Consider the following 5465-nt stretch of genomic DNA (forward strand, 5'->3'; position numbering starts at 1 on the left):
GTCCTGCGCAGGACTCGGGGCGACGGGCGGTTGGGTCCGGTCGACAAGGGCGTGGGCCGCGCCCCTCAGTGACGGCGGTCGGCGGAGCGCCTGCGGACGACGATGACGGTCGCCGTGGCGGCGGCCGCGACCAGGGCACCGCCCGCCACGATTTCGGTCGTGTTCATGTTCTTGAAGCTGCCGCCCAGGCCGCCGCCCACACCCGAGGGCGCGACGGTCGTGGTGGAACTCACGGTCGGTGTGGAGGTGCCGCCGGAGATCCGCAGATCGAGGGTGCCGATCCGGCCGATGCAGTTGAACTGGACCGAGTACACGGCGCCCGGCTGGGCGTCCGAGTCGACGACGGCCGTGGCCGAGCCGTTCTGGGGGATGCTGACGGAGTCGAAGACACCGGACGTCACGGTGGTCGAGCTCGGGCAGCCGCCCGCGGTCAGGGTCACGCGCCCGCCCGGGGCGACGGTCGAGGGCGTCACGCGGAAGTCATACGGCGTGTTGTTCACGGCGAAGGCTGCGGTGGGAGCGGTCAGGGCGAGTGCGGCCGCTCCGAGCAGAGCGGCGGACGCGGCACGTATCGCGCGCATGGTCGGACCTCCGGGTTTCGGAGGAGCAGTAGCGGAACCGTTCCGCACAGGTCGGGGAGTGCTCCTCGGTCACCGAAACGCTAAGAGCGGCGTGGGACGGACGCGATCGGTGTAGGGCAAACGGGTCATAACGCTGCGCCGGACGGGGGAGATGCCGGGCGTGGGGGAGTAGCCGGTGCCGGCGGCTGATGAGAAGGGGCGACGGCGCTGCTGTCCCCGAGGACCGGCCGGTTTCGCGGGGCGGTCGCCCTGTCCGGTCTCATGGGAGGTCTCCGGGCGCGGGGGAGCGCGGAACCGCGGGCGCGGAGGTGCCCCAGCAGGCCGCTGCCGCCGAGGTGCCGGGTGCCGGAGTGACGCAAGGGCCACTCGTTCAGTTGGGTTCAAGCCATTTCCGCGCTGTCTGACCCGGGGGAATTCACCTCATGCCGACGGGATTTCCCCATTCGTGGACGCCGCGGCCTCCAAGATTTTTCCGCGCGCATTGAACACGGGCCGCTCCCCCGTCCGTACCTAGGGCCATGAACGGCGTCCCCAGGCGCCGGAACCGGCTGGAAGAACTACGGGAGTGGACATGAACACCTGGCGGAACGCCTCGCTCGCGGTGACTGCGGCGGCCGTACTCGCGCTGACGACGGCGTGCGGTCAGGAGCAGGGCACCGAAACCCCCAACGGCCAGGCGGTCGGCGCGGCGAACCCCGCGCAGCCCGGCAGCGGAGGCTACGGAGCGGACGCCGGGTACGGCTCCGGCGCAGGGGAGGAGGCGGCCGCGGCCAAGCCCGCGGGCCAGCTCGCCGTCTGGGAGAGCAAGGACCTCGGCAAGGTCGTCACGGACAGCGAAGGCTTCACGCTCTACCGGTTCGACAAGGACACCGCCAAGCCGCCGAAGTCCAACTGCGAGGGCGACTGCGCCAAGGCGTGGCCCGTCGTGGCCGCCGGCGGGGCGACCGCCGCACCCGGTGTCGACCCGTCCCTGATAGGCGAGGTGACCAGGGAGGACGGCACCAAGCAGCTCACCATCGGCGGCTGGCCGATGTACCGCTACGCCAAGGACACCAAGGCCGGCGACGTCAACGGCCAGGGCGTGGGCGGCACCTGGTACGCGTCCGCCCCCGACGGCAAGAAGGCCGCGCCCGGCGGCGGCGCCGAGGGCGGCGAGGCCGAGGGCGGTGAGGCCGCGGATCTCGCGGGCCTGTCCGTGCGCAAGGACCCCAAGCTCGGCGAGATCGTCGTCGACAAGAACGGCATGACCGTCTACCGCTTCATGAAGGACTCGGCCTGGCCCATGAAGACGGCCTGCACCGGCGAGTGCCTGGAGAAGTGGCCCGTCGTCGAGCCCGTGGACAAGAACGACACCGAGGGAATCCTGAAGAAGGGCTTCGTCACCTTCGACCGGCCCGACGGAATCAAGCAGCAGACCATCGACTGCTGGCCCATCTACACCTTCTCCGGCGACGCCGAGCCCGGTGACACCAACGGCCAGGGCGTCGGCGGCACCTGGTACGCCGTGTCGCCGGAGGGCAAGCCGGTCGGAGCGCCCAAGTAGTCCCCACACCGCGCCTCCGGCCCGGGGCCTTCCTCGGGGAAAGGCCCCCCGCCGGCCCGCCTCGCACCCCCAGGGTGTGACGGCGGGCCGGCCGCATGTGCGGGGCGACCGTACCGCGGTCCTGTGACCAACGGTCATGACGCGTGTACATGACGACGACGTGTGACCAAGAACGGACCGCTAATTTCCGTTTGGGGTCGCCCTCTTGGCGGGCGATCAGTAGCCTCGGCTCGAACGCTGGCCATGGACATGGCCGATCCGCCGTGGCGACTTGTTGGAGAATCGATGGAGCGTCCCGCCTGGGCCCCGCAGAGCATCGACATATCGGTGCCGAGCGTGTCCCGGATCTACGACTTCTACCTGGGCGGCTCGCACAATTTCGAGGCCGACCGTGAAGCGGCGCGCAAGGCGATGCGGTTCATGCCGGGGCTCCCGAAGATCATGCAGGCGAACCGCGCGTTCATGCGCCGGGCCGTGCATTACGCGGTGGGCGAGGGGATCAGCCAGTTCCTCGACATCGGCTCAGGCATTCCCACGTTCGGCAACGTCCATGAAGTGGCCCGCGCGGCGGACCCCGAGGCCCGGGTCGTCTACGTCGACCACGACGCCGTGGCCGTCGCCCACAGCCAGAACCTGCTCTTTGGGGACGAGCGGTCGGACGTGATCTGCGCCGACCTCCGCAAGCCGCGGCAGATCCTCGACAGCCCCGAGGTCACCGGGCTGCTCGACCTGGAGCGGCCGGTGGCCCTGCTCCTCGTGGCCGTACTGCACTTCCTCGAGGACGAGGACGATCCGTACGCTGCGGTGGCGGAACTGCGCGACGCGCTCGCGCCCGGCAGCCTCCTGGTCGTCACCCACGCCTCGTACGAGGGGATACCGGTCCCCGAGGACGTGGCGGGCGGCGCGGTCTCCGTCTACGACGAGATCCGCAACCCCCTGGTCATGCGCACCCGCGAGCAGATCGCGGCCTTCTTCGAGGGGTACGACATGGTCGAGCCCGGACTCGTCGCCATGCCCCACTGGCGGCCCGACACCCCCGTCGACCAGGAGGATCCATACGCCTTCTCGGGCTTCTCCGGGGTGGGGCGCAAGGCGTGAAGCCGTCGTCGCAGGTGACCGGTCCCGACGCGGAGGCGGACGCCCTTGAGGACAGACTCAGACGGTTCGCGACGATCTGGAGCCGGGCCGTCTTCCCGGTGACGTCGACGTCGCTCACCCGGCCTGAGCTGGAACAGCATCTGCTGCCGGTGGCACGGGACCTGTGCCGTCTGCTGCGCGAGCGTCCGCTCGACGCGCAGTCCGGGCAGCGGATCGGCAGGGCGCTCGTCGACGCCCACTGCACGGACCCCGACGCTCTCAGCCGCACGCTCGGCGTCGTCGAGTCCTACCTCGTGCTCTACTGCGGCGACCGGGAGCAGACCGCCGAGGAGAACAGGGCGCGCTGCGCCCGGCTCCAGCACGCCGTCGCCGCCGGGTTCGCGGCGGCGCTGCGCGAACGCACGCTCGCCGAGCAGGAGTCCATCGCCCGCTCCTCGCTGCTCGCGCGGAACGACGCCCTGGAGGCGATGCACGCCACGGAGGTCCGCTGGCGGGCGGTGTTCGACGGGGCCGCGATCGGCATCGGGATCGCGGACCTCCAGGGCAATCTGCTGGAGGTCAACGACACCCTCATGCAGATGTTCGGCGGCCTCGAACACCACGTGCGGGGCCGCAAGGTCACCGAGTGGGTGCACCCCGAGGACCGGCCCCAGGTCTGGGAGTTCTACCGGGAACTGGTGCGCGGCGAGCGCGAGCACTACCGGACCGAGAAGCCGTTCTACCGCAACGACGGGACGGTTCTGTGGACCAACCTCACCGTCTCGCTGCTGCGCGACGCCGAGGGAGCCCCGCAGTACCAGCTGGTCCTCCTGGAGGACACCACGGAGCGCCGGCTCCTCAACCTGCGGCTGCGCTACGAGGCCACGCACGACGCGCTGACCGGACTGCCCAACCGCACCCTGTTCTTCGAGCGGCTCGAAAAGGCCGTGTCGGCCGGGGACGGCGCCCGCTTCGGGCTCTGCTACCTCGACCTCGACGGTTTCAAGGCCATCAACGACAGCCTCGGACACGCCACCGGCGACCGGCTGCTCGTGGAGGTCGCCGACCGGCTGCAGAGCTGTGCCACCGCGCCGGGGGAGATGGTCGCCCGGCTCGGCGGGGACGAGTTCGTCGCGCTGACCACCGGCCCCGACACCGAGCGCGAGGTCGACGAGCTCGCCTCCCGCATCCTCGGCTCGCTCGCCTCGCCGGTGACCATCGACGGGCGCGAGTTCACCGTGCGCGGCAGCATCGGCATCGTCGAGGGCCCGGGGGGCGAGCGGACCAGCGCCGAGGTGCTGCGCAGCGCCGACATCACCATGTACCGGGCCAAGTCGGCGGGCGGCAACCGCTTCGAGCTGGCCGACCCGGAGGCCGACGCCCGCGCCATCACCCGGCACGGGCTGACCAACGCCCTGCCCGCCGCGCTGGAGCGCGACGAGTTCTTCATCGAGTACCAGCCGCTCGTCCACCTCGGCGACGGCAGCGTGCACGGCGCCGAGGCACTCGTGCGCTGGTGTCATCCCCAGTACGGGGTGCTCGGCCCCGACCGCTTCATCCCGCTCGCCGAACGCACCGGGCTGATCGTGCCGCTCGGCCGCTGGGTGCTCCAGGAGGCCGTACGGCAGGCCCGGTACTGGAGCACTCGGCACACCGACGGCGGCCCGCTGCGCATCAACGTCAACCTCTCGCCGGCCCAGCTCCAGCACCCGGGGCTCGTCGCGGACACGGTGGACGTGCTGGAGCGCTCGGGCCTGGAGCCCGGCGCCCTGTGCCTGGAGGTCACCGAGTCCGCGCTCATCGGCGCCGACGAGGACCTGCTCAAGCCGCTGCGCCAACTCGCCGAGATGGGCGTGGACATCGCGCTCGACGATTTCGGAACCGGCTACTCGAACCTGGCCAACCTGCGAAGGCTGCCGGTGAGCGTGCTCAAGCTCGATCGTTCCTTCACGCAGGGGATGCAGCAGCACCCCGCCGACCCCGTCGATCTGAAGATCGTCGAGGGCATCGTGTCGCTGGCGCACAGCCTCGAACTCGCCGTGACCGTGGAGGGCGTGGAGACCGGCGCCCAGGCCGAGCAGCTGCGCGAGCTCGGCTGCGACACGGCACAGGGGTGGTACTACGCACGGCCCGGTGCGCCGGACCGCATCCACGCGCTGGTCCTGGCGGACGCGGTCTGATCCCGGGGCGCTGCCCCGGGGCCCCGCGCCCGCCCCGTGCCTCAAACGCCGGCGTCCGGGACGGGGGGGGCGGCCCGCGGGCCC

4 protein-coding genes are annotated in these 5465 nt (G+C 71.3%); 3 read left to right on the top strand and 1 reads right to left on the bottom strand.

Annotated features, from left to right (window positions below):
- Nucleotides 1-65 precede the first annotated feature (65 nt).
- Nucleotides 66-581: a hypothetical protein gene (locus tag AB0K02_RS33860; protein WP_365996446.1), complete on the bottom strand. Its 516-nt coding sequence runs from the start codon at nt 579-581 to the stop codon at nt 66-68.
- Nucleotides 582-1152: 571 nt separating this feature from the next.
- On the opposite strand from AB0K02_RS33860, the gene AB0K02_RS33865 reads away from it, so the two are divergent.
- The 3 genes from AB0K02_RS33865 (at nt 1153) to AB0K02_RS33875 (ending at nt 5381) form a co-directional block, all read left to right on the top strand.
- Complete coding sequence (locus AB0K02_RS33865; protein ID WP_365996447.1) at nt 1153-2124, top strand: SCO0930 family lipoprotein; 972 nt, start codon at nt 1153-1155, stop codon at nt 2122-2124.
- A 285-nt stretch (nt 2125-2409) separates the two neighbouring features.
- Complete coding sequence (locus AB0K02_RS33870) at nt 2410-3222, top strand: SAM-dependent methyltransferase (protein WP_365996448.1); 813 nt, start codon at nt 2410-2412, stop codon at nt 3220-3222.
- Nucleotides 3219-5381, top strand: a complete 2163-nt coding sequence (locus tag AB0K02_RS33875) for an EAL domain-containing protein (RefSeq protein ID WP_365996449.1) — start codon at nt 3219-3221, stop codon at nt 5379-5381. Before AB0K02_RS33870 ends, AB0K02_RS33875 begins: the two co-directional genes overlap by 4 nt.
- Nucleotides 5382-5465: the final 84 nt, after the last annotated feature.

It is taken from the genome of Streptomyces sp. NPDC049597 (genome assembly GCF_040675505.1).
In the GTDB taxonomy this organism is placed as follows: Bacteria; Actinomycetota; Actinomycetes; order Streptomycetales; family Streptomycetaceae; genus Streptomyces.

Coding starts and splice junctions, on each gene's coding strand:
- AB0K02_RS33865 (WP_365996447.1), top strand. CDS start 1,153: ATGAACACCTGGCGGAACGCCTCGCTCGCGGTGACTGCGGCGGCCGTA.
- AB0K02_RS33860 (WP_365996446.1), bottom strand. CDS start 581: ATGCGCGCGATACGTGCCGCGTCCGCCGCTCTGCTCGGAGCGGCCGCA.
- AB0K02_RS33870 (WP_365996448.1), top strand. CDS start 2,410: ATGGAGCGTCCCGCCTGGGCCCCGCAGAGCATCGACATATCGGTGCCG.